The organism is Acidaminobacter sp. JC074, assembly GCF_022496765.1.
In the GTDB taxonomy this organism is placed as follows: Bacteria; Bacillota; Clostridia; order Peptostreptococcales; family Acidaminobacteraceae; genus JABXKX01.
The window spans coordinates 213,909-240,514 of sequence record NZ_VANV01000003.1 but is presented as its reverse complement, the minus strand read 5'-3'; the positions used below and the strand labels follow the sequence as shown (position 1 = coordinate 240,514).

The following is a 26,606-nucleotide window of genomic DNA, read 5'->3' as shown; positions in this document are numbered from 1 at the left end:
ATTTGTGAAATATATCACATTGAAAACGGTTGCTGGGACAAAAAATAAAAAATAGGTTTTGCAGGCACCTGCAAAACCTATAAAACCTATTAGGATAATGTGTCATACCCTTTAACATTTAATTGGGAACCTCCGCGACCTTCCCTAACTGTTAAGTAGCCTTCTTCCTTCAACGACTGAAGAAATCTTCTAATATCTGCTTCTGTTTCATGACCACCCAGTTCATGACATCCTTTTAAGATAACCTGTCTACCAGCCCACTTCTTTTGTAGATAAAGTGACAGCATAACCTTTATAAAGACTGGACTGTACTTGTCATTATTTTCACTAAGTCTAGGACTTTCTGATAAAACACGTCTCATATAAGGTGGCAAATCGTCAATGTCTAAACAATCATTTCTCATAAAAGAGAGATATTGTGAAATATTCTTAATTTCTCTGATATTGCCCTTCCAAGGATATCTTACTAAAAAGTCCTTAACAGAGTCTGTCAGATGATAACTTTCAGTAGAAAAGTCTTCTAAAAGAAGCAAAATATCTTCAGGACGTTCTCTTAAAGAAGGAATTTCAAGCGGCAATACATTGATTCTAAAATATAAATCTTGTCTAAACTCATTTCTTTCAACAAGCTCATACAAGTCTTTATGAGTCGCTGCAATGACTCTGACATCGACATCAATGACTTCTTTCCCCCCTACTCGCATCACTTGATGTTCCTGTAAAACTCTTAATAGTTTGGACTGCATGGACAGGGGCATATCACCGATTTCATCTAGAAAAATGGTCCCTCTATTGGCTCTTTCAAACAAACCTTGCTTGCCTTGTTTTAGAGCACCTGTAAAGGCACCGCCTTCATAACCAAAGAGTTCACTCTCTAGTAGGCTTTCGGTCATGGCAGCACAGTTTACTGCTACAAAGGGATACTTGGCTCTTTCAGAATCATTGTGAATAGACTGGGCAAAGAGCTCCTTACCCGTACCACTTTCACCAGTGATCATAATACTTAAATCAGCAGATGCAAATCTTTTAGCTGCTTCTATGGTTCTTATCACCTTGTCTGACCTGGTTAAAATATCATCGAAGGTGTATTTTGCAATCAAACCCTTGGTCTTTATCTGTTGTTGCAAAGAACTTTCTAATGCAAGGACATGGGTTACATCTCTAAAGATGTATGAAAAGCCTTTAGACTTGCCATAGTACTTGATTGGCTTTTTACTAACCAAGTACTCCCTATCTCTAAGGGTGTACAAACACTCATCATATGCATCTTCAGAAAAGTCGCTTAAAAATTTGTTACCAAAGCACGACATCAAATGATAGGAGATCTCACACTCAAACATGTCCTGAAAGGCTGCATTGGCTTGTAAAACCTGCCCCTGGTCGTCTACTAGTATGATGCCATCATGTGATAGATTTAAAAGTGTAGACATCTCCTCATGTTTACTGTATAAATCTAACAAGGTCTTATTCATACCATGGGCCAAAGAAACAATTTCATTGGTATAATCCAGTAGTCTCTTGGAAACATCTCTAGAATCAATGCCTAGTCTTGTCATAATTTGTATAAAAGTTGACACATCAATAACACGCTGTTCGATGTTGATGATAGACTGGATATGGTCTGGTACATGCGAAAACTCATCCGGCGTAATAGCCACCTTGATATCAGAAAAGTCCATCCCCTTTTGAAAAGGCACCAATTGAACGTGATTAACACCCAGTTGATACAAGAGGGTTATGGTCTCTAAAGTTGTCTCATAGGTATCATTAACAACCAACACTTCCATGCCTTCTGGTATTGAGAAGACTTTTAAGAGAGGGGCTGATTTAACAGTCCTTTGAAGGGTAATCAAAGCATCCTTGTTCTTGAGTTGATTAACAACATGAAGGCCCATTTCCTTGATCATGACCACTACAACATCATCGTCTATAGAATCTGCCGGTAAGTTGCTTAAATAGTAGTTCCTAACCTCAACATACTCACCTATCAATGACTCAATATTAGACTTTATGTGGGCTGCAACCTTTGAGTTTGTATTTGTAATAACACCTATCGTTTTTTTCATAAATTACTCCTTAGAGGCTATTGTAACAAATAGTTAACAATATTTTTATAGTGACCTTCTACAAAATAAACCTTTGGAAGACGCCTTCCAATGCATGCAAATAGTTCAGCTTTACCAATACCAGCATCACCTGCACGTTCTTCTAGTGTTATTTCCTCACCATCTTCCCCTAGTAAAGTGACCACATCGCCAACCTCACAGGCTACGTCTGTTACATCTATCATCATTTGATCCATACACATAAGCCCTATTTGAGGTACACGCTTACCACGAAGTAAAAATGATGTTTGATTGGTGTTTCTTCTACTGATACCATCTGTATAACCAATAGGCAAGACCCCTATAAAAGAATGTCTTTTGGTCTCATATAAATGACCATAACTCACACCAGTCCTAGCCTCTACCTCATTTATATGGGTTAGTACAGCTCTTATAGACATGGCACGTTTGACTTCAAAGGGCTTTTCCATAAAATGACCTAGGCAAAAATGACCAAACAAGATGCCGCCTGCACGGACCATATCAAGATTGTAATCAGGACATCTCATCATAGCTGCAGAATTTGACATATGTTTAATTTCAATATTATAACCTGCTTTTGAAAGTTCATCAGCTACTTTCATAAAACGCCTAGCTTGAACTTCTGTGAATGAAAAATCCGGGCTATCGGCCTTTGCAAAGTGGGTAAACAAGCCTTCCACATGGACGTCCATGTCACAGACAGCCATCATGTCTGAAAGATTGTCTGTAGAAAAACCAAGCCTGGTCATACCGGTTTCTACCTTTATGTGCACAATAGGCCTAATCTTTAACTCACTACCTGTACTTTCAATGTGTCTAGCCATATCAAGATCAGAAACCGTTAAGGTAATTCCTTTTTTAATGGCTTCTTCTGCAAATGGTTTTGGAGTTACGGAAAAGACTAGTATAGGGGTCTTTATACCATGATTTCTAAGCTCAATGGCTTCAAATACAGTTGCCACACCAAAGTAATCGACATTTTCAGCTTCCATTGTTTTTGCGACTTCTACAGCACCATGCCCATAGGCATCTGCTTTTATAACTGCCAGTACCTTTGCATTTTTCACAAAGTTTTGGCAAGCTCTTAGATTTTTTTGTATTGCACTTAATTCTACTTCCAACCATGCTGGTCCATAAATACTCATAAATATTACCTCCATAGATTTAAGACGCAAAAAAAATGCCAAGGAAAAATTGGCATTTTCATGTAAAAATCGTCTATTAGGATTTTATTGGACGTAATTGGATAAAACAGTTTTGCCTTTAACTGTTAAGACCGAACCCTTTCTTCCCCTTCCTTGAACAATACAACCAGTTGTTTTAAGGTGCTTTAAAATCGTTTTTAATTCTCCCTCACCTAGTAGGTGACCCTCAGCATTTAAATCTTCTAAAATACTCTTTCTCCCAACAGAAGCAGAAAGTTTAGAACATCTGTCTATCGAATCTAAAACCCAATAAGTTTTTTCCTGATCAAAATAAGGGTCTGATGTATCAGTCATCAAGTCATCGGGAATATCATCCATGGTAATCAAGCCACCTGTAGCCATTATCTTACAGTACTCACAAGCATGCTTTAGCTCTCTGACATTTCCCTTCCAATCATATGACTTTAAAACATTAAGAGCTTCCTGGTCGAAAGTGAAATGATCACCTACAAAATGCCTTATCAAAAGTGATACATCATCTTGTCTATCTCTTAAAGGGGGAATCATCAATACAGATGCCTTTAATCTATAATAAAGATCTTCTCTGAATCTTCCTGCCTGTATTTCTTTTCTTAAGTCCTTGTTGGTAGCTGCAACAATTCGAACATTGATTTTAGTCAAGCTGTTAGAACCTATTGGCCTGATGCACTTTTCTTCTAAAGCTCTTAAAAGTTTGCCTTGAAGTTCAAGTGGTAAATCACCTATCTCGTCAAGAAACAAAGTACCGCCATTACACTGTTCAAAGAGCCCCTTGTGCCCTGATTTATTGGCACCTGTAAATGCGCCTGGTACATAACCAAACAACTCACTCTCTAAAAGATTATTTGGAATTGCTGTCACATTAACACCTACAAAAGGCAACTTTCTTCTATAAGAAGATTGATGTATGCCCTGTGCAATCAGCTCTTTACCAGTTCCTGACTCTCCAATAATCAAAACATTGATATCATGCTTAGACAATTTCTTAGCCTTTTCTATCATTTGATGCATGGCCTCTGATTCAGTAATAATATCTTTAAACTCATAATAAGACACATGGCCACTCTTAACATTCGTACCTTCTAAGACATCAGAAAGCTTCATGGCTTCATGACTCTTTTCAAGACGTGTAAGAACACTTTTATCAAGCGGTACATTCATTTCTTTATAGTTCATCAGACCTTGATAAAAATCCTTAGAATCCATTTGTAGAACATGCATGATATCTATGATTGTAGAGATATCCATAGGCCTAAAGCCAATATCAATAATCTCATGGCCATTAGGAACCAAATGAGCCTCATTGGCCGTTAGAGCGGTACTTGTATCGTAATTGTGGTCTTTATAATAAGGCAACCAGTTGATATGTGTAAGTCCTAGACGGTGTAGTGTAATCACTAAATCAAGGGTCGTTTCTTCTTTATCATTAACAACTAAAACATTAGATGACTCAAGCCCTTTAATTCTGGCTACACTGTCATATGTTAAAGTTCTTTTAATTGTAAGTATTTTCTCAGGTTGAGAGATATAAGGCAAAATCTCCAGAACTTTTTCTTTGATCATAACAAGGACCAAATCGCAATGGTCCATTGAAGTCATATTATCTGTATAGAAAAGCTCATAGTCCAGACTATCTGAAAAAACAAGCTTTAAATCCCTTATTAATTTTTCACCTAAACCTCTATGCAGGTCTAAAACAATACCTAATTTATATTTCATAATCACTCTTTTCTAACGACATTTAACTGTCAGTTCTTTAATAGCAACATCAATAGTTCTAACAAAATAATCATCAAAGTATACAACAAACATCATTTTCTACGCCAATCCGAATTTATCTCAGTAATAAAGGAAGTAATATCAGATTGTTTAACAAGAGTAACTGTTTTCGCTGAATAGGCTTCTAATCTTTTTTCAAGATTATCATCACCTCTCTCATAATTGTCGAGTGCACCATATAAAAACTTAACCATACGAAGGTTAGGTGTGTATAGACAATCTTCTATGCCAAGCTTCTGTTTGATGTATCTTGTAAAAATTCTTGTTTTTCTAATAAATAAACTCGGCTTCAGATGGATTATTTTATCAGCCTTATCAAAACCTTCAGAAAAACAGAGTCTGCCAGCATCTTCTATTAGCCAAGAAGGTTCCTTCATAAGCTTTGCAAATAAATCTTCAGTTTCTTCTTCACTTCTTCTAGTATTACCCCACTTTTTATTTGATTTATCTTTAATATGTATCAAACCATCTAGATGGGTACAACTAATACCAGTTATCTTAGATAACTTTCTCGCAAGCGTGGATTTACCACTTGCGACTGAACCTACTATATATATTTTCATGGTTGCTCCTTAACTGTAATAAGATTATTATACAGTAAATCGTAAATAAAAAGAAAGACGCAGTTTACCGCGTCAATCTAAAATGTTTAGCTAGAATAGCCAGTGTGCTTTCTTTATCCAACCACTTATCTTTAACTCGTTCAATTTTAAAGTAGTCGCAAGCCTTATATTTTAAATATTCATTTGAGTTCACTTGAGCCATACATGCAATGAAATTACTATAAGTTTCTTGAGGATTTTTGCATAAACCTATCTGTTCTAATAAGAACTTCTTTTCTGCATCGGGTCTTTTGAAAAACTTTTCTGCAGATACATCAGGTTCAGATACCATAATAGCTACTTGGTGATAATCTGTAATTTTCTCAAGTATATCTAAAGGTATGTTGGTATCGACTATGACCTTTCTGTCTTGAGACAATCTGATCAATTCAGCTATCTCAAAGCCAATCAATTCTTCTGAATTACCTCTCATCCAAGATTCGTATTCCCTTGGTGGTCTATTCAAATAAGCTTCCCAGCTTTCTTTATGATTAAAATAAGACAAATTAGGTTGATCCTTTTGATTTATCACTTTAAAGATTACATCTGAATTATAGTTTTCCTCACAAAGATGTAACTCGTATTTCTCAGCTAGTAACTTACACATGGTTGATTTACCAGCATAAGACGTGCCATTAATAAACAAACAATTTCTTAAATAGTATTTTAAAACATTTTCTTTAATATCCATTTCTAACTCCTTTACATATCATAATGGTTAACGACATGTTAGAAACGCAAACGATTTGTACAGTACAAAAGCATAAGTCCCCCCCATATATCTCCATCTACTCGAAGCTTTTGGAGAATAACCAAAACTTCACCAGTGGCATCTACCACATGAGCAGACATGATTTCACAAACAAACTATCTAGTTCCAGATAGTTTTCTCTTACCCTACTTGACATATTATCTAAAATCACCTGTTTAAGGTCACTTTCAAAACCATATGGCGCGACTACCAAGGCAAGCTTATGACAGTCTCTAATGAATTTACTTTTCATACGCCTCTCTCCAATATGTTAAGTATAGTGAAGATTAATAAAAATTACTCGACGATTCTTGCTATATGAGCTTAATATCAGTAGGAGGTGCAACTGGGTATGAAAAATGGATGTCAGTAAACTTCCAAGTTTCCTCTACTTTTATTAGACTGGCAGTAAACCTAATCTTTCTCTTGGTGTCTTTACCTACATTGTCCTCATGTAAATAATAAGCCATGCCTTTTAGCGCTAAATAAATCTTATCCTTATCACTTGAATCAGACTCAAGAATCTTTTTCATACGGTTAATGTTGTATTCGTCTAAAAGTCCATTTGCATATTCCTTTTGAAGTACAGCACTTGTCGTCACAGTAGCAAAATCACCAAAGTTCTTAATAAGAACCTTGTCCAAGTCCAGTTTAAAATTACCCCAATAGGTCCAATCAATGTTTACAAGTTCTTTTATCTCTTTTAGTCCCTTACACCATTCACCATGACCAGTTCCAATAATCATGGTTTCATCAGAATCTACAAACAAATCTTCTACAAACTGATCAATATACGCAACATCTCTGTTTGCATAAGCTTCTTGAAATCTTTCTAATACTTTCAAAATATCTTGCATCTTATCTCCCCAACTCAATTACATAATTGTAAACTTTCTCAGACCAATCCCATATATCTTTACAGTCATTTTCAATATAATGTACCTTTTCCATCATAGCCTCTGATAAAACCTCTTTAATGTCATTCTTTAGATTTGTGGGTACAATCAGAGCATGCAAATAATCACTTACAATCAGTTCATCTTTTATTTTTAAAGCATGATAGCCATCAAGCACAGCTCCCTTATGATGTCTTAAATCACTGTATTTGAAATAGAACCTAATGCCTGGTTCGAAGTCATCCGACAAGTCCTTTTCTTCTGGCATCCTATTCAGCGTTCTTTCCATAACGAGTCTATCACCGGCTTGACAGTTACCCCAAGAAAACATAATATGCTCAAAATAATCAATGGGATCATTGGCTGCATTTCGACTTTCTTTTAACAAGTCTTCTTTGGACTTGCCTCCGACTTTTACAGCAGATAATAGCTTATCCGCTTCAAGAATCTTTTTTGCATTATCTAGACTGGTGGTATGACACAAAAAACTAGTTAAACAGCCACCTTGCTTGCAAGCTGTACACTCATGAATTGTTTCTGGCAGTTCAGCTTCTGACTCTATTTCCAATAGCTTTTCAATAGAAGCTTCTAAGTCCTTATCACCTATTTGAAAGGTTACTTGTCTGCCATATCTATTCTCATAGTTAATAAAATCCTGGATGCACTTCAGCTCAAAAGAACTGATGTTAGGATAATCTTTTAATGCCTTATAATAAACACCATCCCAAACAATTGAGAACTCATGATTATTTAAATCTATTTTCAATTAAAACTCCTTTACTCATTATTAATACTCTTCTCATTATATTTCAATTCACACAATCCGCAAATACCAAGATTGATTAAATCTGAATACAACCTTTAACAAAGTAAACCACATCTAATAATTCTTTCAGACTTTCTTCAAGGTCATCACATAGAAGACTGTGCCCGCCACCTTTAACAACATGATGCTTATATTTGGATAGTTCAAGTCGCCTTTTATCACTCAAATACTTGTCTTTATCACCATAAATAAAGACAGGCTCTCTTGCTATACCATAACCTAACATGATATCAGTTGGTGTTATATAGATACACTTTCCTCCGTATTTATCTTGCAAAGTTTTTAAATACCTTGTGCCTAGGCTCTTTCCAATGAAGATATAAGACTTATAATTCTTTGTATGCTCGATGGCATCAATAATCTCATCTATCAAACCATCATACTCATCTAGCTCCGGTTTGACTTGGGCCAGTTGAAAGCCATAGTTAATCCCTAATACATCATAGCCTAATTTAAATATTTCCCCAATCAGGTAATAAAATATTGGACCTTCTACTGTATAGCCATTGCCTGGTAAAAGTACAACTAGAGTATCACTGCTCAAATCAAAATAGTCATGTTTTAAGTCTTCTTGCCACTTGGACTGGGTATTTACTATTTCTCTTCTCATAAGCCTCCTAAACATTACATATTTTCTGTAGAAACCATCAAATCCTCAAAGTAAAATGATTCAATGATTTCTCCATATCTATAGGTGCTGGTTCTTTCAATTTTTCTATCTATAATCTCATATACAGTAATGTTTTTATTATCTGGATCAACTGCCCAATACTCAGGTACATTACTATTTACATACAGTCTCATCTTCTTAATCAAATCCTTTGAACGACTAGATGATGACAAAACCTCAACAACAAGCGAAGGTATACCTTGATAGGTATCTCTTTCATCTATATTTTCATGATCGCAAATGACTAAAACATCCGGCTGAACAACATTTGGATCATCTTCAAAACATCCTGCATCATTATAAAGCCTCACATCAAAGGGAGCAGTCAAAGGACGGCAGGTCTTGCCTCTAAAATAAATATACATCTGACCTAAGATCTCTGATACTGCAACTTGGTGTTTACGCTTTGGTGAAGACAGTAGAAATATTTCACCGTCTATAAGTTCATACCTTGAATCAGAGGATTCAGACACCTCTAAAAAATCCTGATAAGTCATATACTTAGAGATTTCGTAGTCTGATGCCCCCTCTTTTACAAGATGTATAAGAGGATCTGAATACCTAATCAGTTTGGCCACACCTTTTCCATTTTTCGTTACAATAACTTCTTCACCTGTTTGTACATGTTTTAAGTACTTACCAAAAGCATTTTGGAACTTACTTGTCGGTACTCTCATAATCATCCCTCCTTTAAATCAAGCTTACCTCTCTTTAGCTAATATGTAAACAATTTTAGCTAAAGTGTATACTCACATACCTAAAAAAGAGAAACAATCAATGTTTCTCCTTTAGAAAGTCATATTTAAATAAATAGTGTAAGTAAACAGAAGATGTCCAAGCAAATGCAGGATCAACGAGTCCTTTACCTTTTTTAGCATCAAAGTTTTCAGCCATACCGAACTCTTTCATACAGTTAAAGAATCGTGTAACCAGAGATTTATGGAAGTCCTTTTCACCCATATCTTCTAAACAAGATGTAAATAAAAGCATGACTGGTGCCCATATAGGTCCTCTCCAATAGCCATTAGCCTGATAATCTGGGCTTTTTATTGATTCAGTTGCCAAACCATATTTTGTTAAGAACTTCGTTTCATCTTTTAAAGTTGCAAGTAGCTTTTCTTTAACACTGTCCTTTAACCTATAGTGTATGATCAGCGGCAATAAACTTTGAAGTGTATTTGAACCATCAATGTATTTCTTTTCTTTTAAAGAATAACCAACAAAACCATCATCGGTCCATAACATAGACATGAGACGCTCAAACAAGTGGTCTGCCTCAGCTGTCAATCTGTTGGATTCATAATTTAAGCCTAACTCTAAAGCCAACTTAGCTAGAAAATCCAACTGTCTGATCAAGAAACTTGCCAAGTCAGGTGTGATCATTGGTACACCTCTTTTATAAAAGGTACCATTGTCCCAGCCAGATTCATTACCATGAATATAGTAAGGCAATCCTTGATCACTCATCCTATGTTTTAACCAGAAGTTCGTAAATCTTGAAATGGTATCATATACTTTTTCTTGTAATGTGACGTTTTTAAATACTGGATTGATCTGACACATCTGTTCATAGGCCCAGCCATAAATCGGTGGCTTTGCACATGAAAATGAGACGTACTTATCATTCATAAAATCAGGATACATACCTGAACGGTCCTGGTGATCTGCAAACATCAGGTATTGATCAAGTGAAATATCAGAATCAATGTGAGCTAAAAATATAGCTGAAAAACAATTGTCCCAAGACCATATATTGGTCATCCAATTTTTTGACATATACATGGCATAACGCTTCAACTGCCCCTCAGGCTTAACAAAGTTCATCCATGTAATATAAGAAGCATCCGTATTATCATTTGGTATCAAAGTGTTCCAATATTCAAATGTATAGCCATGACTTCTATGTTTGATAATAGATTCAGTAAAGACCGTCTTATAAGAACACATATAAAAATGATAATAATGTTCACAACAGAGTTCAATTTTTGTATTACCAACTTTTTCCCATGGGTCAAGAACATGAAGTGTGCCCTTTTCTCTTTTAATGCCGATTTTAACTTCTTGTGAGTAAGAAGTCAGTTCATAGACATCTTCATTTAAAGAACAAATGGTATCATACCTTTTTAACTGATACTTAAATTTCACTTTTAAGTTACCTTTAAATGACAGGGTATCTTCATTTACAAAAGTAATGTGAAGAGCCCCTTGTTTGCCCAAAATATTTAACTGAGTTTCTGTCATCAAAACAGTCACATTCTCAGAAAAACACATTTCAAATATCTTACCTTCTGTATTGTCTCCACCTCTGATATCTCGGATCCACAACTTATTATTTAAAACAGAAATAACAAAGAAAGATCCAAATCTAGAAAAGGGGATTTTATTAATATCTATACTCTTCTTATCAATTTTCATAATTACCTCACTTAACGCTATATATTATGATAATACTAAAAGACATATCTGTAAAGAACATATAGATAGCTTTCGAAATATTTAAACAATTCTTATTCTAATGTAAAACACCGCCATCTAATAATCATCTATTTCGTCGAAAATCCAGATAATCATTGAAATTTCTATAAAAAGATGGTATGCTTGCGGTTGCTAGAATACCTAGAAAGGAGTTCTTTATGATTAAAGTAGAAAATTTATCTTATTCATTTCCACAGAAAGATCTGTTTAATAAAATATCATTTACATTAGAAAAAAAAGAGCATTGTGCCTTTATTGGAACAAGCGGTAGCGGTAAAAGTACAATGATAGATATGATCCTAAATCCAAATGATTACCTATATGATGGCCTTTTAGAAATAGATCCAACATGCAGAATGGGTTATATCAGTCAGTTTATTGAAGAACATCAAATCAACAAGACTGTATTTGATTTTATCGCTGAGAGGTTTTTAGACCTACAAGGGAAAATAGACAAGATTTGCAACGAAATGGCGACTGCTGAAGACGTTGAACCTTTATTAGAAGATTATCAAAATGCCTTTGATGCTTATGAAGCACTTGGCGGTGACGGTTATGAAAATGCCATTGAGAAAAAACTAGGTCAAGCAGGTCTGATGAAACTTCGTGACCAGAAGGTATCAGAACTGTCTGGTGGCGAGTTCAAACTCCTGCAAGTTATCAAGGAAATGCTTTTGCATCCAGACTTGATCATCATGGATGAGCCAGATGTATTTTTAGACTTTGAAAACCTAAATGGTCTAAAAAATCTTATGAACTCACATAAAGGTGTTTTACTGGTTATCACCCATAACAGGTACCTATTAAACCACTGTTTCAACAAGATCATTCACCTTGAAAATATGGAACTGAATGAATTTGAAGGCAGATACATTGAATACAACCTGTCTCTTATGCAAACGAAGATTGAGCTTCAAGAAATGGCCATTAAAGATACTGAGGAAATCGCTAGAAACGAAGCCCTCATCGATCAATTAAGAGAAGCTGCAACTGCTCATGCAGAAGCCTCTAAAGGTAGGTCATTAAAAGCACGTGTCAAGATTCAGGAAAGACTTGAAGCCAAGAGAACGCAGATGCCTTTTGTGGACATCAAGCAACCTGGTATCTATTTTGAACATGATAAAGACTTAGAAGACAAGATTATTTTAACAGCTACAGATTATTCTGCTGCTTTCGATGAGATTTTATTAGAAAACACCAACTTCGAAATTGGTGCAAAAGATAAAGTTGCTCTTATTGGTCCGAATGGTACAGGTAAAACAACACTTTTAAGAGACATATTTAACAAGAACAAACATATAAAGATAGATGAAGATACAAAGGTAGCCTTCTTGTCTCAGCATCAAAATGAATCTCTTAAAGAATCCAATAGGATTGTGGATGAGTTCTTTGACGCAGGTTTTGCAACTTACTCTGATATCAAAAGCCACTTATTCTCATATGGTTTTGAAGAAAAGAATTTAACACAAACCATTTCTTCCTTATCGGGTGGTGAAAAGAACATCTTGCAACTTGCTAAGATTGCAGCTTCAAAGGCTGATTTTCTGCTTCTAGATGAACCTACAAGTCATCTGGATACTTATTCTCAAATTGCACTTGAAAGAGCCATAGACAATTATCCTGGTGCTGTACTTATGATTTCACACGATTATTATACCATCGTGAATTCTATGGACTATGTCCTTTTGATAGAAGATCAAACCATCAGAAAAGTAAAAATGAAAAAATTCAAGCGCATGATCTATAAGAAACACTTCGATAAAGATTATCTAGAAATTGAGCAAAAGAAAAAAGCCATCGAAACTAGAATCGAAACGGCCCTTAAAAAACATGATTTTGAATCAGCAAAAATGATTTCCTTAGAACTTGAAGAAATCATAAAAGCATTTTAAAAAGCTCCTGAAAAGGAGCTTTTCTTATACAAACAAACACCAACGAATACCAAAAGCATCGATAAAATCTACCATAAGCTCACTGTATGAAACAGGACCTAGATCATGGTATATAGTCGCTCCTTCTTTTAGAACTTCATAGGCTTTACTGATTTTATTTTTTTCATCCTCATGATAGTGAAGACAAAACTGCATGTTATCACCAATATTAGCATCATGATTTTCAGATAAAGAAACGATGGTACCTTCTATGTCTAACTCCACATGAAAATAGACGCCCTCTTCCATATACTCACTGACTATTTGAGCATCAAAAGCTTTTTTATACATGTCAACGGCTTTAACACTATCTTTTACGTATCCTTGAAGTAGAATTCTTTTCATCTTTTCAAGGCACTTTCTTGATAGTTTTCTCTAGTTAATGTCATGACATTATAATCTTCAGTGACAGATGTCGCTTCAAAGCCATAATCCTTAAGCTTCTTGTTGGCAAAATAGTTGACTAGCCATAGTTCAAAGTAAACTTCTTTTCCACCAAGCTCATTAAAGAAATAATCTAATATTAAAGACAAGGCTTGTTTACCGTAACCTTTATTTCTTTCATCGTTCATAATTTTCATATCAAGCTGTGCCTTATCATCAGAATGGTCTCTGATACTTAAATCACCAATCAACTGATCTCCTACTGAGATCATATAATGGTTGCTGATAGCCTGACCCTTATTGAGAATGGTAAAAAGATCATCCTTGTCTTCGTCCCTGATCATATATGGACCACCAGATGCCAACATAGACTCTTCATCACCCCAAAGCTTCTGAATGAAGTCCATATCTTCTCTTACAATATTTCTAATACCAATAAATTCATTATTTATATTCATCTTCAACTCCTTTTATCTCCCCTGTACGTATGTCAAAAGAAAAACTACCAGCTTCCGTCTTTATGTAGTAATCCCCTTGATAGAAAAAGCTTGATTGACCGACATGTTTTCTTAAAGTGCTTATACCATTATCAAAATGACCATAGGCTTGTTTGTAAGTGTACTTTGGCAGTACAAGCATGGTTATTACAAGAATTATCGCCATGAAGCTGGTCATCATTCTAGCAGCCTTCTTATCAAACCTTTTTTGTGAAAACCCTAAATAAAGTGGCATGATATTGATAAGCGACAGTACTGATAAGTTCCACTGAATCACACTACCATATACAAAAATGTTTAAAAAGGTAATGACAAATGTATAAGTCACAGAGCCAATGGCTAATAGGACATACCACGTTTTATACTTCATGTGTCACCTCCAGCGGTAGGCCTTTTACATAAAGTATCTTATGACTGACTTTCTTAGCAACCTTTTCATCATGAGTCACCATTATAACTGTTCTAGGAACTTGTCGATGAAGGTCAAGAAAGGATTCAATGATTTCAAACTTCAAATCGTCATCTAAGCCCTTAAATGGTTCATCCATTAAGAGAAGACCATCATGTACAAAAGCCCTAACAAGTGCAACTCTTCTTTTCATACCACCAGATAGCTCTTTAGGATAGAAAGCCTTATAGTCAGACATTTTAACAATATCTAAAGCTTTTTTGATGGCTTGGTCATCTTGACACACCAGTTTAATATTGTCTTCAACACTTAACCAAGGCATGAGTTTATCCTCTTGAAAGACATAAGACACTTGTATATCTTCTTCACAAATAACATTTAATAAAGATGTTTTTCCACATCCGCTTGGGCCAAATATGCTTGTTATTTTACCTGCTTCAAAGCTGTGACTGAACTTGTCTAAGACAAGTAAGTCTCCATACTTGACTGTTTTATTTTTTATATTCATATCTACCTCACCCATACATTATAACACGAGGCAAAAAAGTAAGAAAGGTAGCTTTAGCTACCTTAAAATTATGACTTCCATAAACTGTGTAGATTACAATATGATCTAGCAGTAACTTCTTCTGCATGTGTTTTGAAAATAGCTTCTGGCTTATCACCTGGCTTAAAGAATACTTTCATAACTTCAGCACCAGCTAATAGTTCAATCCATTCTATGTAATGCTCTTCTGTCATTGGATGAAGTGTAGAACCTACGTATACCTTGTAACCACCATCAATCTTCTCGATTACTGGAACATGCTTCTCAGTAGTAGAATCTGCAGTTAACTCATCTAAGTATTTCATCTCTTGATTGCAGCAAACTAAAGAACCAGGACCTTCATGATTAACTTGAACTATATTACCGCATACTTCACATTTGTAAACACCATTATATTTTGCCATTTTTCCTCCTTGATCTCTTATATTATCGCCTAAGTTGATTATACCACTAAATTGGTATCCTAAACCAATAATTTAATTTCTCTATACTTTTTTAATGATTTATTGAAGCATTCAATTATTTTAACAAGGTATTGGCTAATTCTATTGAAATCCATGTGTAATTCCTTTATATTAGGGTATGGGTATTGTACAAACAAGGAGGCAGTTTTGACCAAAGAAGAAAAAAGCAAGTTACCGTATGGTGATTTAGCAATCATTGCATTAAAGTCATGTGCTGAGATTGCAAAGCCAATCGATGAAAAGCTATCAAACACAAGAGACGAATCATCACATTTAATTTCTGTAGAAGAAGTTAGATTTTCAAACGGCGAAGGAAAAGTTGTTATCAACGAATCAATTAGAGGTAAAGACGTTTATATCTTATGTGACGTAGGCAACTACGGTTGTACATACAAGATGTTTGGTTTTGAAAATCACTACAGTCCAGATGACCATTTACAAGATATAAAAAGAGCCCTATCAGCCATTGCAGGTAAAGCAAGAAGAATCACACTGATTATGCCTTTATTATATGCATCTAGACAACACAGAAGAAAAGGTAGAGAATCACTTGATTGTGCATTAGCATTACAAGAATTCGAAAGATTAGGTGTTAAAGACATCATCACATTTGATGCCCATGACCCTACAATTCAAAATGCTATCCCATTAATTTCATTTGAAAACTTACATCCAACTTATAAAATCATCAAGGCACTTGTGACAGAAGAAAATCTTTTGGATATCAAGCCTGAAAACATGGTTGTTATCAGTCCTGATACTGGTGCTATGGATAGAGCTCTTTACTACTCTAGCAATTTAGGTGTAGACACCGGTTTATTCTACAAGCGTAGAGACCACTCTAAAGTAGTAGATGGTAAAAACCCTATTGTTCAACATGATTATTTAGGAAGAGATGTAGAAGGTTGTAACGTTTTAATCGTTGATGATATGATTGCATCTGGCCAATCTGTTTTTGATATTTGCAACGAACTAAAAGCACGTGGTGCAAAGAAGATTTTCGTTGCAGTAACATTTGCCTTATTTACTAGCGGCCCTGATAAGTTTGAAGAGTACTACAAGAAAGGTTTGTTAGACAGAGTGTATGCAACCAACCTATCTTATGTACCTGACCACATTAAAGAAGCTGAATGGTTTAGAACAGTAGATATGGCAGGCTTTACAGCTAATGTCATCGATACCCTTAACCATGACGAGTCTATTTCACCACTTCTAGATTCTACTGGCTTAATCAGACGTTTACTTAATAAAAACAGAAGCGAATCTTAGGATTCGCTTTTCTAGTGAAAAAAACGGTCCTAGGACCGTTTAAATACTCTCTATAAACTTCTTCAAGCCTTTATAGCCGTTTTCATCTAGTTTAAAAACACCTGCATCTACAAGACCCTTTACAAAGGTCTTACCGATAATCGACTTAACATCAGATAGTGTCTCTTCAAAGGTAGCTTGTGCTTTTACACCTTCAAATAGATGTGAAAACTTTTCTAAGTCCCCACTTAAGCTCTCTTCTTTCATAAGTGCTTTTGAAATGTTATCCATTTCTCCTACCAGCCTGCTTGGTAAAACAGCCAGTCCCATAACCTCAATTAAACCGATATTTTCCTTCTTAACAGCATGTACATCTGTATGAGGATGAAAAATACCTGTAGGACTTTCATCGTCACAACGATTATTTCTAAGTACTAAGTCCAGTTCATAATAGCCATTCTTCTTACGGGCTATAGGTGTTACTGTGTTATGTCTTTGTGATGTAAAAGAGACAATTCGATACGCCTCATCAGAATAGTCTTTCCATGCATCAAATATCTTACATGCAACAGCTTCTAGCTTTTTGCGGTCTAAATCTCTAAGTCTTAAGACTGTTAAAGGCCATTTCATATGACTGACCTCAACCCCTTCAATGTCAAAGGTCTCTAAAGTCTCTGCACACTCCATGGCAAATTCATAACGTCCAGCCTGATAATGGTCATGCGTCAAAAGCGAACCGCCAACTAAAGGTAGATCTGCATTTGATCCGATAAAATAATGCGGGAATGTATCTAAAAAGTCCATCAACCTAGTAAATGTATCATGAGTAATTGTCATATTTTCATGCTGAGACTTTAAGAGTATCGAGTGCTCATTAAAGTAGGCATATGGTGAATACTGAAAATACCACGATTCCTTATTTAGACTTAAAGGCACAATCCTATGATTTTGTCTGCCTGGATGATTCACATGTCCGGAATAGCCTTCATTCTCTTTACATAAAAGGCATTTTGGATAATTGTTCTCTACCTTGTTTAGGGCAGCTGCAATGGCCTTAGGATCCTTTTCAGGCTTTGATAAGTTAACAGTAATATCAATAAGACCAAAGTCAGTTTCTACTTGCCATAAAAGATTCTTTGATGTTCTGTCGAGTCTGATATAATGACTCTTTTTAGACAGGTCGTAGAAATACTCAGTTGCCTTTTCAGGAGACATAGCCAATGAGGACTTAAATTCTTTGATGACTTGAGATGGCTTTGGCATAAACACATTCATCACTCTTGATTCAAACAAATCACTATAAGGTGGTTTATCTGATTCGATAATCCCCCTTTTAAAAGCATCTTCTACTAAGACACTTAAACATTTGAAATGGTCACGGGTCACTTCCAGAGCCTGATCATAGCTTGTAAGACCCATTAGCTCTAGTATTTGATTTCTACAATAGATTCTATCCAGCTCATCTATTAAACCATTCTCTACAGCATAACCGCATAATCCTTCTACCGCTTCATATATTGTCATCTCTACCCCTTAAATCCATTTGGATACTTCTTATGGAAGTGCCATGCACTCTTAATAATGTCTTTTACATCTGTATGTTTTGGCGACCAATTTAGAACATCTTTGGCCTTATTGTTTGAAGCAATTAAAACAGCAGGATCACCCGGTCTTCTATCAGCGATTTCATAAGCGATTTCTTGTCCAGTTGCTTCTTTTGCAGCTTCAATCATCTCATAAATAGAATAACCATCTCCTGAACCTAAGTTAAAGATATCACTCTTCTTGCCTGCCAGTAGATATTCTAAAGCCAGTACATGGGCCTCAACCAAGTCCTCAATGTGTATATAGTCTCTGATACATGTGCCATCTTTTGTATCATAATCATTACCAAATACAGATAATTTTTCTCTCTGACCATTTGGTACTTGAAGTATGATTGGAATCAAGTGGGTTTCAGGATCATGACTTTCTCCAATTTCACCAGAAGGATGTGCGCCTGCTACGTTAAAGTATCTTAAAGATACATAAGTCAGGTCGTGAGCCTTAGACGTCCAGTCAATGACCTTTTCCATCATCAGCTTAGCTTCACCATATGGATTGATTGGGCTTGTTGGATGACTCTCGTCTATTGGGATTCTAACTGGTTCACCATAAGTCGCTGCCGTTGATGAGAATACAATGTGTTTCACATCATATTTAAGCATGGCAGAAAGTAAAACTCTCGTCCCATGTACGTTATTATCAAAATACTTAAGAGGATTTGTCATCGACTCACCAACCAGTGAGTTGGCAGCAAAATGAATCACACCCTTCACATCCTCTTTGGAGAACATATCATTTAAAAAAGCATTGTCTCTAATATCACCCTTATAAAACTTTGCTCTTGAGTCTAGGGCTGACTCAAAACCTGTTTCTAAATTATCTACTATAACAACCTCATAGCCTTTGTCTAGCAAACCTTTTACGGCATGAGAGCCAATATAACCTGCTCCACCTGTAACTAGAATACTCATTTAAGCCTCCAATTCTCCAGCACCATTACCAATTTCTACACCATGAAAATCGCCTTTATAGCCAATTTCATTTTCATATATTTCACTGACTACAGAGATAACCTTATCTACTGAGTCTTTTTTAACCAAACTTACTGTACAGCCACCAAAGCCTGCACCTGTCATTCTAGATCCAATGACACCTTCTTGTTCTCTCATAGCATAAACCATGGTATCCAGTTCTTTACACGATACCTCATAATCCTCTTTTAAAGATTCATGAGACTCGTTCATCAGTCTACCAAACTCAATTAAATCTCCAGCCATTAAAGCATCATAAGACTTTAATGTTCTTTGATTCTCGTAAACAGCATGTCTTGCCCTTTTAAGTAAAACACCATCTGTGATAGCACCTGCATTTTCTTCAAAACATTCAATGCTCATATCACCTAATGAAGAGATATCAAGTTTTTCCTGCATCATCTTAAGAGCCGTCTGGCACTCAGAGAAACGTTCATTGTATTTAGAATCTGCTAGAGTTCTTTTCTTATTGGTATTACCGATTAGAATAACATAGTCTCCTAATTCTAAAGGCACATGTTTGTAATTAAGTGTATTTGTATCCAGTAAAATAGCATGATCTTTTTTACCCATACCAATGATAAACTGATCCATGATACCGCAATTAACACCAATATACTCATTTTCTACAGCACGGCTCATTTTTACCATTTCTAACATATCAAGATCAAATCCATAGACTTTTCTTAACATCACACATACCAAGAGCTCTAATGAAGCACTAGATGATAAACCACCACCTGGTATGTTGCCTTTTATAGCCAAATCGAAACCATGGTTTAACTCAAAGCCCTTTTTCTTAAACTGAATGATCACACCTTTTAAGTAGTTGACCCACTCATCAGATTCTGAAAATGATAAGTCATTTAAATCCACCTCAACAATACCTAAAGCAGGATAATTGTCAGAATAACACCTAATGATCATATCCTCATTTGAAGATACAACACCATAGGTGCCTAAAGAAATCGTTGAAGGAAATACATGACCACCATTGTAGTCTGTATGCTCTCCAATTAAGTTCACTCTACCTGGCGAAAAGAAATAAGACACTTGTCTTTCACCATAAACTTTATAGAATATATCTTTTAACTCTTGTTTCATAATCCGTCCTTTCTCTATAATTTTATTTTAGTAAACTTTTATAAAAAGGTCAAGAAATTTAGTAAACTTTTATTTACTAGTTTGACGAATAATAAGTTCTGTTGGTACAACCACCTTTTTAGCAATAAGACGATGATCGATAATTCTTTCCATCATAAGGTTAAGAGCTGTCTCACCCATAAACTCCTTATGTACTCTTAGAGTAGAAAGCGGCGGTACCGTATAATTTGACGTTGGAATATCATTAAAACCAATTAGTGAAATTTGATCAGGTATCTTTATCCCCTTTTCATGCAAGGCTCTCATTGCCCCTACAGCCATAGAATCACTGGCTATAAAAAATGCTGAAGGAAGTCCCTTCTCAATGGCTTCCAACATGAGTCTATAACCAGACTCTGCTAAAAACTTGCCTATGTATACATGAGATGGATCAAACATGCCTTTTGATGTCAGATAAGCTTCAAAAACACCTTCTCTTTTTTCACCGATAGGCACTTGATCACTACCGGCATACTCTCGACCACCAATATAACCAATGGTCTCACAACCATCTATAATAAGCTTGTCTACAATCTTTACAACTGCTCTTTCTACATCTAAAACAACTGAATCATAAACTTCCTCATAGGGTGAAGAATCTACAAATACCAAGTTGCTGGTAACAGCTTTGAAAAGTTTGATTTCCTTATCTGAAAATTTACCCATGCAAATCATACCGTCTATAGAAGTCAAAGCTTTCAAGTCATCTTTCGAAGGTGCATAAAGCTTAATAACCTCAACCTTCTGATCGACAGCCTTTTTCTCGATACCTATACGTATAGACAGGTAATAAGGGTCTTCTAACTCCTGATCAATTGTGTACCAATGAATAAGAGCCAATCTATACTTGTTGTTAACTGTTTTCTTTTTTCTAGTTCTCATTGGTATATAAGACATTCTCTCAGCAGTCTCTAGTATCAATTTTCTTTTATCATTTGAAACCGATAGTGATTTATCATGATTTAAAACCCTTGAAACAGTTGCAGCTGAGACCCCAACTTCTTTTGCTATATCTTTAATCGTTGCCATAATTCATCTCCTTTAGTTTACTATACAAAACTTAGTAAACTTTTGCAATTGTTTACTAAAAAAACACCCGAAGGTGTTTAAGCAACTTTTTGAAGTTTTACTTCTTCTTCCTGCAATGTTTGAGACGTTTTTCCTATAGAAATAAATCCAACAATAGACTGTGCAATAATAAGTCCTATGAGCATCCATGAAAATGATATTCTTGACCCTATAAAGACCGCTGGCATCATCAAAAGAAGCGTACCGCCTACATTGATTCTAAAAGTAACACTTGACTTGCCTATGGCATTTAAAATGTTACCATTCCAAGTATAGAAGTTTAGACCAAAGTATCCTAAAAGCATGATTCTTAGATAGGTAATCGCCATAGCAACCACCTCTGGATCACTGGTAAATATATTGACAATCGGTGTAGCGAATACATTTATTGCAATGATGACCACGCCGCTTACTACTACCGCCAATTTCATTAAGAGTGATTTAGTTTCATAAACACGATCATACTTTTTAGCACCCCAGTTCTGGCCAATGATCGGAATGATACTTGTTGAAATTGAACCTGATGCTATATTAACAAAGCCTTCTATTCGAGACCCCACCGCTACTGCTGCAACTGCAACAGTACCACCAACAGATGCTGCCATAGCAGTTAGTAAAGTTCTAAGAAGTTGCGGTACAATTGAAACGCCAACACTCGGCACACCAATATGCAGTATTTCTCTCCATGAAGCCATCATCTTCTTAAAGGTCATATTTTTAAATGAAATCAACTTGTAATGAAAATGCAAGTAGAATAAGGATACCAGCATACCTGCAAATCTAGAGACGACAGTTGCTATTGCAGCTCCCCTAATACCCATTGCAGGGAAACCAAACCAACCAAAAATGAAAATCGGGTCTAAAATGATGTTTAAAACCGCACAAGTAATCATCACTTGAAATGGCCTAATGGCATCCCCTAAGGCTCTCATGGCCCCATCACTGATCGGTGGCATTAAAACCACAAAAACACACGAATACCATATGGTCATATACTCTTTTACAAGCGGTAATGTTTCAGTATTGGCACCCAAAAGCGGAAAGATAAAATCCATAGTTGTTAGACCAAGAATTGAAAAAAGCACTACAAGGATCAATGATAAAATAATACCATCAGTTGTTACCCTTTCCATTTTCTCATGATTTTTGGAACCAACCAGTCTTGATACCAGTGATGAAGCACCTGTACTTATACCAAATGATAAAGAAGAAGCTATCATAACCACTGGAAATGTAAAGCCCATTGCCGCTAAACTTTCTGTACCTAACTTACCTACAAAATATGTGTCTGTAATATTAAATAAAGCAAATGCAATACCACCACCAACAGTTGGAATTGCCATGTCTCTAATATGTTTTCCTATACTACCCTTAGTTGTATCTATCATAATGTCACCTCCGTACCCTTAATACTATAAACCATATAGTAGGTATAGAGTCAATAAGAAAATTAGAATTCTAACATTTTTAAGAAAATAAAAGAGATAGCTAAGCTATCCCAGTAAAATACTATTTGCGTTGTTTACGATATAAAAACCTTTTCGATTAAGTACATCTTTTCTATTGTAAGTCATGACTGTATGATCCAGCTGCATAAAATAGCCACCTGCCTCTTCAGCGATAATCTGCTGAGCTGCTGTATCCCATTCACTTGTGTAACCAAATCTGAAATAAGCTTCAGCAAGACCTCTTGCTATCATACAACCTTTCAGTGATGAGCCGACACTTTCTACTGCACTGATGTCTTTTGCATGTTTTTCAACAAAATCAAGAAATGCTTCTGACTTATGGAATTTACTAGACACAAGCCTCAAGTTCTCTTTTCTATCGGAAACTTGATTTTTTGTAATCACACCATCATGTTCATAAAAACTGCCTTGTCCTTTATAAGCATAGTACATTTCCCTTGTAACAGGTACGTATATAACACCTATCACAGGATGACCATCTTTTACAAGAGCTATATTAACAGTAAACTCATCGGTATGATTGATAAACTCTTTGGTGCCATCCATGGGATCTATGACCCACACATAGGTCTCTTCTAAACGACTCATGTCATCAACAGATTCTTCAGATAAAATCGCATCATCTGGAAAGGCATCTCGAATCATTTTTTCAATCACTTCATCAGCAGCCTTATCAGCGCATGTTAAAGGAGAGTCATCCTCCTTAATATCCACTTCATAAGATGATTTATAATACTGCATTATAACTTTTCCCGCCTCGATGGCAGCCTCTTTTGCTACTGATAAAGCTTTTTCATACATAACTGACCTCACTAACTATAAAGTGCTGTTGATAAATAACGTTCCCCTGAATCAGCTAATAAAACGACAATGTTTTTACCTTTGTTCTCTGGTCTTGAAGCCAATACAGTTGCAGCATGTAAAGCCGCACCAGAAGAAATACCTACAAGAAGGCCTTCAGATCTTGCCACTTGTTTACTTGTTTCAAAGGCATCTTCATTCTTTACTTTTATAACTTCGTCTATCACTTCTGTATTTAAATTCTTTGGAATAAATCCTGCACCAATCCCTTGAATCTTATGAGGACCTGGTGACTCACCAGAAATAACAGCTGAACCTTCAGGTTCTACAGCAACGATTTTTACGTCTTTTAATTTTTCTTTTAATGTTTCACCTACTCCTGTTATTGTACCACCTGTACCAACACCTGCAACAAAAATATCAACTTTTTCATCTAAATCTTCTAAAATTTCTAATGCTGTTGTTTTTCTATGTGCATCTGGATTAGCATTGTTTTCAAACTGCTGTGGAATAAAAGACTTCTCATACTCTTCTTGTAATTCATAAGCCTTATCTATAGCAGCTTTCATACCGCCAGCACCTGGTGTTAAAATCAATTTAGCACCAAGAGCAGATAATAAGTTTCTTCTTTCTACACTCATTGTATCTGGCATGGTTAAAATCAGATCATAACCTTTTGATGCAGCAACAAATGCTAGACCAACACCTGTATTACCACTTGTCGGTTCAATTATCACAGTTCCTGGTGTCAATTTACCATCTTTTTCTGCAGCATCAATCATTTCAAATGCAGCACGGTCTTTGACACTACCAAGTGGATTAAAATACTCTAATTTGGCAATGATACCATCTACACCCTTTGTTTCATTATAATTATTTAATTTTAGCATTGGCGTCTTGCCAATTAAGTCTGTTAATTTATTTGCAACTTTCATCAAGCTCTCCTTTATACGTTAATCCTATCGGAATTACGTATAATATAACAGATGTTTTTTATCTTGTCAATACTATACCGGAATAATATACATTATCTGAAAGATACAAATTTAGCTTTCTTTCTTTTATGCTCTATTCTAAAACTTTCTTTCTTAGAACCACAGAAAGGGCACTGCCAATTTTCAGGTAGTTCATCAAACTTTGTCCCTGGATTTATATCAGAAGTAATGTCCCCATAAGTAGGATTATAAATGTAACCGCATTCACAAATTCTTTTATCCATACGCCCTCCTCGTTTCTATATCTATACACAAAAAGATCACAAATGTGATCTTTAACCATTCTTGCTTTGTCTTAACCTAACAACAACTACAACAGCAATAAATAGTAACCATAAAACCACAATTAAGGTAATTGTGAATAATTTATAATCAGCTTCTTCACTTCCTGGCTGTTCAACAACACGTGTAACAATTGTTTCATCTACATCTATAGGTTCAACGACTTCTAACTCTACATGCTCTTCTTCAGAATCTGTAGAGGTAGTCTCATCATCCGTCTCTTCTGCGGTCTCTTCTACGGCCTCTTCTTCAACATCTTCGCTTTCTGTTTCGACCACTTCTTCAACGGTTTCCTCATCACTTGTTTCTTCTACAGGCTCTTCTGTCACTTGTTCTTCAACTTCTTCTAGAACTGGTCTTTGATAATACATTTGACTGCCTATGACAAAAAAAGCATCTTGACCACTTGATTTATAGGTTTTCAAAACAGCCCTTGCAGCCTCTTCAGTTTCTAAAGGTCCTAAAAACACTTTGTACAAGTCATAAACAGGTATCATAACTGCTGTATAGCCTATATCGTTTAAATAGTTGGTGTATTTTACAGCCTTAGCTTCTGACTCAAATGCACCGACTTGAACATAATAGTCTTCTGCAAAAACCATACTCATATTCATTATGATCAAAAGCACCATCACTATACTAATTATTTTCTTCATTTTTTCCCCTCTGAGCCAACTCAATCTCAATTAGTTCATGTAACTCTGAAGCCGAGATATGATCTTCTAAAGACTCTACGATGATATCAACTTCTATTAACATGGGTTGATGACTTGACTTAACCACTATTTCCATGGACTCAAATTCCTCTATGAATCTTTCTTTTAAAAGCATGGCACCTTCATTATCAGTACATGGCAAAATCATAAGAAATAGATTTTCCTCTAGTCGATAATGTTGATCTGATTGCCTTGTTGTTTCAACAATAAAAGACGCAAAGTGATTGATAAACTTATCGCCAGTGCTTTTATCATAAGCTTTAATCAAAGCATTCAAAGATTCAATTCTAATAGCCAACAAAGAAAGAGGTAGTTCATATCGTTTAGCTCTCTCTACTTCAATGGCGAGTGTCTTCTCGTATTCAAACAGATTGCTAAAATCATCCTCATCACCTTCAAGTTCTTCTTGGTTATTTTGATTTACCAAACCTAGACCAACAAGAAGCATTGCTGCTATCGAAGGCATAAATAAGTTGTAGTAATTGATGCCTATAGGTGAAAAAGACTCATTAGTGCCAGTGACTAAGACTGACACACCATACAATAAGGTAATCACAAATGCAGTGATTAGCCCTGCCACCATCGATTTTCTAATAGACAATAGGCCAACTAGAAATACAGCTACCACTATCAGCCAATCTACAATCAGCATATCTGAAAATAAGACTACCAATGTTATGCTTATTAGAAGCATTATCACAAGTATAATGTAAAGTAATTTATTATTTTTCGTTCTCATATCCCGTCCTTTTATAATATACTTATATCTATTATACCAAAAAAGTTAGTAGATTACTCAAAAATCA

Annotated in this window: 28 protein-coding genes; 2 read left to right on the top strand and 26 right to left on the bottom strand. The window is 35.6% G+C overall.

The genetic code is table 11. From position 1 onward, the window contains the following. Positions 1-89: 89 nt before the first annotated feature. The 11 genes from EZV73_RS04665 to EZV73_RS04615 form a co-directional block, all read right to left on the bottom strand. Positions 90-2,066 (bottom strand): sigma-54-dependent Fis family transcriptional regulator, encoded by a 1,977-nt coding sequence (locus tag EZV73_RS04665; protein WP_240838775.1) that lies wholly within the window; start codon positions 2,064-2,066, stop codon positions 90-92. Positions 2,067-2,083: 17 nt separating this feature from the next. Continuing rightward, positions 2,084-3,232 carry an alanine racemase gene (gene alr, locus EZV73_RS04660; RefSeq protein WP_240838773.1) on the bottom strand — a complete coding sequence of 383 codons (1,149 nt, stop codon included), beginning with the start codon at positions 3,230-3,232 and terminating at the stop codon, positions 2,084-2,086. Positions 3,233-3,316: 84 nt separating this feature from the next. Continuing rightward, positions 3,317-4,990, bottom strand: a complete 1,674-nt coding sequence (locus EZV73_RS04655; protein ID WP_240838771.1) for a sigma-54-dependent Fis family transcriptional regulator — start codon at positions 4,988-4,990, stop codon at positions 3,317-3,319. Positions 4,991-5,082: 92 nt separating this feature from the next. Continuing rightward, positions 5,083-5,613 carry a hypothetical protein gene (locus EZV73_RS04650; RefSeq protein WP_240838769.1) on the bottom strand — a complete coding sequence of 177 codons (531 nt, stop codon included), beginning with the start codon at positions 5,611-5,613 and terminating at the stop codon, positions 5,083-5,085. 64 nt (positions 5,614-5,677) lie between these two features. Continuing rightward, a complete protein-coding gene (locus EZV73_RS04645) occupies positions 5,678-6,343 on the bottom strand; it encodes a hypothetical protein (RefSeq protein ID WP_240838767.1) in 666 nt (221 codons plus the stop codon). 142 nt (positions 6,344-6,485) lie between these two features. Further along, complete coding sequence (locus EZV73_RS04640; protein WP_240838765.1) at positions 6,486-6,656, bottom strand: hypothetical protein; 171 nt, start codon at positions 6,654-6,656, stop codon at positions 6,486-6,488. Positions 6,657-6,717: 61 nt separating this feature from the next. Beyond that, positions 6,718-7,260 (bottom strand): nuclear transport factor 2 family protein, encoded by a 543-nt coding sequence (locus EZV73_RS04635; protein ID WP_240838763.1) that lies wholly within the window; start codon positions 7,258-7,260, stop codon positions 6,718-6,720. A 1-nt stretch (position 7,261) separates the two neighbouring features. Continuing rightward, a complete protein-coding gene (locus EZV73_RS04630) occupies positions 7,262-8,065 on the bottom strand; it encodes a hypothetical protein (RefSeq protein WP_240838761.1) in 804 nt (267 codons plus the stop codon). Positions 8,066-8,141: 76 nt separating this feature from the next. Further along, positions 8,142-8,735: a hypothetical protein gene (locus EZV73_RS04625; RefSeq protein ID WP_240838760.1), complete on the bottom strand. Its 594-nt coding sequence runs from the start codon at positions 8,733-8,735 to the stop codon at positions 8,142-8,144. Between the two features lie 14 nt (positions 8,736-8,749). Further along, positions 8,750-9,472 (bottom strand): type II toxin-antitoxin system prevent-host-death family antitoxin, encoded by a 723-nt coding sequence (locus EZV73_RS04620; RefSeq protein ID WP_240838759.1) that lies wholly within the window; start codon positions 9,470-9,472, stop codon positions 8,750-8,752. A 97-nt stretch (positions 9,473-9,569) separates the two neighbouring features. Further along, entirely contained in the window at positions 9,570-11,210 is a 1,641-nt protein-coding gene (locus tag EZV73_RS04615; RefSeq protein ID WP_240838758.1) for an amylo-alpha-1,6-glucosidase, read from the bottom strand. A gap of 218 nt (positions 11,211-11,428) precedes the next feature. Between EZV73_RS04615 and EZV73_RS04610 the strand changes: the two genes are divergently transcribed. After that, positions 11,429-13,162 (top strand): ABC-F family ATP-binding cassette domain-containing protein, encoded by a 1,734-nt coding sequence (locus EZV73_RS04610; RefSeq protein WP_240838757.1) that lies wholly within the window; start codon positions 11,429-11,431, stop codon positions 13,160-13,162. A 24-nt stretch (positions 13,163-13,186) separates the two neighbouring features. Here EZV73_RS04610 and EZV73_RS04605 read toward each other — a convergent pair whose 3' ends face one another. The 5 genes from EZV73_RS04605 to EZV73_RS04585 all read right to left on the bottom strand — a co-directional run bounded on the left by EZV73_RS04605 (position 13,187) and on the right by EZV73_RS04585 (position 15,442). Next, entirely contained in the window at positions 13,187-13,546 is a 360-nt protein-coding gene (locus EZV73_RS04605; RefSeq protein WP_240838755.1) for a glyoxalase/bleomycin resistance/extradiol dioxygenase family protein, read from the bottom strand. Beyond that, positions 13,543-14,043 (bottom strand): GNAT family N-acetyltransferase, encoded by a 501-nt coding sequence (locus EZV73_RS04600; RefSeq protein ID WP_240838754.1) that lies wholly within the window; start codon positions 14,041-14,043, stop codon positions 13,543-13,545. The genes EZV73_RS04605 and EZV73_RS04600 overlap by 4 nt, the downstream gene beginning before the upstream one ends. Further along, positions 14,030-14,452, bottom strand: coding sequence for a hypothetical protein (locus tag EZV73_RS04595; protein ID WP_240838752.1), 423 nt, complete (start codon positions 14,450-14,452; stop codon positions 14,030-14,032). Before EZV73_RS04595 ends, EZV73_RS04600 begins: the two co-directional genes overlap by 14 nt. Next, positions 14,442-14,999, bottom strand: coding sequence for an ATP-binding cassette domain-containing protein (locus EZV73_RS04590; RefSeq protein WP_240838749.1), 558 nt, complete (start codon positions 14,997-14,999; stop codon positions 14,442-14,444). Before EZV73_RS04590 ends, EZV73_RS04595 begins: the two co-directional genes overlap by 11 nt. Positions 15,000-15,067: 68 nt before the next feature. After that, complete coding sequence (locus tag EZV73_RS04585; protein ID WP_240838746.1) at positions 15,068-15,442, bottom strand: desulfoferrodoxin; 375 nt, start codon at positions 15,440-15,442, stop codon at positions 15,068-15,070. Between the two features lie 207 nt (positions 15,443-15,649). Here EZV73_RS04585 and EZV73_RS04580 point away from each other — a divergent pair, with 207 nt between their 5' ends. Further along, entirely contained in the window at positions 15,650-16,771 is a 1,122-nt protein-coding gene (locus EZV73_RS04580) for a ribose-phosphate pyrophosphokinase (protein WP_240838744.1), read from the top strand. Positions 16,772-16,810: 39 nt separating this feature from the next. On the opposite strand, the gene EZV73_RS04575 is transcribed toward EZV73_RS04580, so the two are convergent. The 10 genes from EZV73_RS04575 to EZV73_RS04530 form a co-directional block, all read right to left on the bottom strand. Then, positions 16,811-18,274 (bottom strand): UDP-glucose--hexose-1-phosphate uridylyltransferase, encoded by a 1,464-nt coding sequence (locus EZV73_RS04575; RefSeq protein WP_240838741.1) that lies wholly within the window; start codon positions 18,272-18,274, stop codon positions 16,811-16,813. A gap of 2 nt (positions 18,275-18,276) precedes the next feature. Beyond that, positions 18,277-19,266 carry a UDP-glucose 4-epimerase GalE gene (gene galE / locus EZV73_RS04570; RefSeq protein ID WP_240838739.1) on the bottom strand — a complete coding sequence of 330 codons (990 nt, stop codon included), beginning with the start codon at positions 19,264-19,266 and terminating at the stop codon, positions 18,277-18,279. Next, entirely contained in the window at positions 19,267-20,430 is a 1,164-nt protein-coding gene (locus EZV73_RS04565) for a galactokinase (RefSeq protein ID WP_240838736.1), read from the bottom strand. 69 nt (positions 20,431-20,499) lie between these two features. Continuing rightward, positions 20,500-21,498, bottom strand: coding sequence for a LacI family DNA-binding transcriptional regulator (locus EZV73_RS04560; protein WP_240838733.1), 999 nt, complete (start codon positions 21,496-21,498; stop codon positions 20,500-20,502). A 77-nt stretch (positions 21,499-21,575) separates the two neighbouring features. After that, a complete protein-coding gene (locus EZV73_RS04555; protein WP_240838731.1) occupies positions 21,576-22,925 on the bottom strand; it encodes an MATE family efflux transporter in 1,350 nt (449 codons plus the stop codon). Between the two features lie 105 nt (positions 22,926-23,030). Next, the gene (gene cysQ / locus EZV73_RS04550) at positions 23,031-23,807 is read right to left on the bottom strand and encodes a 3'(2'),5'-bisphosphate nucleotidase CysQ (RefSeq protein ID WP_240838728.1); all 777 of its coding nucleotides are present in this window, start codon (positions 23,805-23,807) and stop codon (positions 23,031-23,033) included. Between the two features lie 11 nt (positions 23,808-23,818). Next, entirely contained in the window at positions 23,819-24,742 is a 924-nt protein-coding gene (gene cysK / locus EZV73_RS04545) for a cysteine synthase A (RefSeq protein WP_240838725.1), read from the bottom strand. Between the two features lie 92 nt (positions 24,743-24,834). Continuing rightward, the gene (locus EZV73_RS04540) at positions 24,835-25,026 is read right to left on the bottom strand and encodes a rubredoxin (protein ID WP_240838723.1); all 192 of its coding nucleotides are present in this window, start codon (positions 25,024-25,026) and stop codon (positions 24,835-24,837) included. Positions 25,027-25,077: 51 nt separating this feature from the next. Beyond that, a complete protein-coding gene (locus EZV73_RS04535) occupies positions 25,078-25,740 on the bottom strand; it encodes an SPOR domain-containing protein (protein ID WP_240838720.1) in 663 nt (220 codons plus the stop codon). Continuing rightward, complete coding sequence (locus tag EZV73_RS04530) at positions 25,724-26,539, bottom strand: diguanylate cyclase (RefSeq protein WP_240838717.1); 816 nt, start codon at positions 26,537-26,539, stop codon at positions 25,724-25,726. The genes EZV73_RS04535 and EZV73_RS04530 overlap by 17 nt, the downstream gene beginning before the upstream one ends. Positions 26,540-26,606: the final 67 nt, after the last annotated feature.

Excerpts from the sequence above, each read along its gene's own strand:
- EZV73_RS04605 (WP_240838755.1), bottom strand. The coding sequence starts at position 13,546 with ATGAAAAGAATTCTACTTCAAGGATACGTAAAAGATAGTGTTAAAGCC.
- EZV73_RS04535 (WP_240838720.1), bottom strand. The coding sequence starts at position 25,740 with ATGAAGAAAATAATTAGTATAGTGATGGTGCTTTTGATCATAATGAAT.
- cysK (WP_240838725.1), bottom strand. The coding sequence starts at position 24,742 with ATGAAAGTTGCAAATAAATTAACAGACTTAATTGGCAAGACGCCAATG.
- EZV73_RS04595 (WP_240838752.1), bottom strand. The coding sequence starts at position 14,452 with ATGAAGTATAAAACGTGGTATGTCCTATTAGCCATTGGCTCTGTGACT.
- EZV73_RS04655 (WP_240838771.1), bottom strand. The coding sequence starts at position 4,990 with ATGAAATATAAATTAGGTATTGTTTTAGACCTGCATAGAGGTTTAGGT.
- EZV73_RS04645 (WP_240838767.1), bottom strand. The coding sequence starts at position 6,343 with ATGGATATTAAAGAAAATGTTTTAAAATACTATTTAAGAAATTGTTTG.
- EZV73_RS04555 (WP_240838731.1), bottom strand. The coding sequence starts at position 22,925 with ATGATAGATACAACTAAGGGTAGTATAGGAAAACATATTAGAGACATG.
- EZV73_RS04600 (WP_240838754.1), bottom strand. The coding sequence starts at position 14,043 with ATGAATATAAATAATGAATTTATTGGTATTAGAAATATTGTAAGAGAA.
- galE (WP_240838739.1), bottom strand. The coding sequence starts at position 19,266 with ATGAGTATTCTAGTTACAGGTGGAGCAGGTTATATTGGCTCTCATGCC.
- EZV73_RS04540 (WP_240838723.1), bottom strand. The coding sequence starts at position 25,026 with ATGGATAAAAGAATTTGTGAATGCGGTTACATTTATAATCCTACTTAT.
- alr (WP_240838773.1), bottom strand. The coding sequence starts at position 3,232 with ATGAGTATTTATGGACCAGCATGGTTGGAAGTAGAATTAAGTGCAATA.
- EZV73_RS04560 (WP_240838733.1), bottom strand. The coding sequence starts at position 21,498 with ATGGCAACGATTAAAGATATAGCAAAAGAAGTTGGGGTCTCAGCTGCA.
- EZV73_RS04640 (WP_240838765.1), bottom strand. The coding sequence starts at position 6,656 with ATGAAAAGTAAATTCATTAGAGACTGTCATAAGCTTGCCTTGGTAGTC.
- EZV73_RS04530 (WP_240838717.1), bottom strand. The coding sequence starts at position 26,539 with ATGAGAACGAAAAATAATAAATTACTTTACATTATACTTGTGATAATG.
- EZV73_RS04665 (WP_240838775.1), bottom strand. The coding sequence starts at position 2,066 with ATGAAAAAAACGATAGGTGTTATTACAAATACAAACTCAAAGGTTGCA.
- EZV73_RS04590 (WP_240838749.1), bottom strand. The coding sequence starts at position 14,999 with ATGAATATAAAAAATAAAACAGTCAAGTATGGAGACTTACTTGTCTTA.
- EZV73_RS04635 (WP_240838763.1), bottom strand. The coding sequence starts at position 7,260 with ATGCAAGATATTTTGAAAGTATTAGAAAGATTTCAAGAAGCTTATGCA.
- EZV73_RS04610 (WP_240838757.1), top strand. The coding sequence starts at position 11,429 with ATGATTAAAGTAGAAAATTTATCTTATTCATTTCCACAGAAAGATCTG.
- cysQ (WP_240838728.1), bottom strand. The coding sequence starts at position 23,807 with ATGTATGAAAAAGCTTTATCAGTAGCAAAAGAGGCTGCCATCGAGGCG.
- EZV73_RS04615 (WP_240838758.1), bottom strand. The coding sequence starts at position 11,210 with ATGAAAATTGATAAGAAGAGTATAGATATTAATAAAATCCCCTTTTCT.
- EZV73_RS04575 (WP_240838741.1), bottom strand. The coding sequence starts at position 18,274 with ATGACAATATATGAAGCGGTAGAAGGATTATGCGGTTATGCTGTAGAG.
- EZV73_RS04650 (WP_240838769.1), bottom strand. The coding sequence starts at position 5,613 with ATGAAAATATATATAGTAGGTTCAGTCGCAAGTGGTAAATCCACGCTT.
- EZV73_RS04625 (WP_240838760.1), bottom strand. The coding sequence starts at position 8,735 with ATGAGAAGAGAAATAGTAAATACCCAGTCCAAGTGGCAAGAAGACTTA.
- EZV73_RS04585 (WP_240838746.1), bottom strand. The coding sequence starts at position 15,442 with ATGGCAAAATATAATGGTGTTTACAAATGTGAAGTATGCGGTAATATA.
- EZV73_RS04565 (WP_240838736.1), bottom strand. The coding sequence starts at position 20,430 with ATGAAACAAGAGTTAAAAGATATATTCTATAAAGTTTATGGTGAAAGA.
- EZV73_RS04620 (WP_240838759.1), bottom strand. The coding sequence starts at position 9,472 with ATGAGAGTACCGACAAGTAAGTTCCAAAATGCTTTTGGTAAGTACTTA.